The following is a 289-nucleotide window of genomic DNA, read 5'->3' as shown; positions in this document are numbered from 1 at the left end:
TTAATGACTTTTGTATGAGTATGATCGGTATATCCCAAATCATCTCTGATAGTCGCTCGAACTTGTGTGATTGACTTTGAAAAGTCTTCTGTCATTAAGACGGTAAGGTAGTTGTATCCTTCTTCCACACCTTGAATATGGCCATCCGAAATAAGGAATTTTTTACCATAAGCTGGATGTGCCACTTTGTCCTTGTCAATGATACCACCTAAGGCCCAAGGAAGTTGTTCTCTAGTGTCGTATGTTAAGTCGTTAAAGAAGTGTGAACTAGAGCTACTACGACTACCAA

Annotated in this window: 1 protein-coding gene; it reads right to left on the bottom strand. The window is 39.4% G+C overall.

The genetic code is table 11. From position 1 onward, the window contains the following. Positions 1–289: hypothetical protein (locus IQR33_RS03375; protein ID WP_193843519.1), on the bottom strand; the 289-nt coding region annotated here is incomplete at both ends.

This window comes from Vibrio sp. OPT46 (assembly GCF_015163535.1).
Lineage (GTDB): Bacteria > Pseudomonadota > Gammaproteobacteria > Enterobacterales > Vibrionaceae > Vibrio > Vibrio alginolyticus.
The sequence above is the reverse complement of the archived record's forward strand: the minus strand, read 5'-3'. Positions and strand labels throughout refer to the sequence as shown.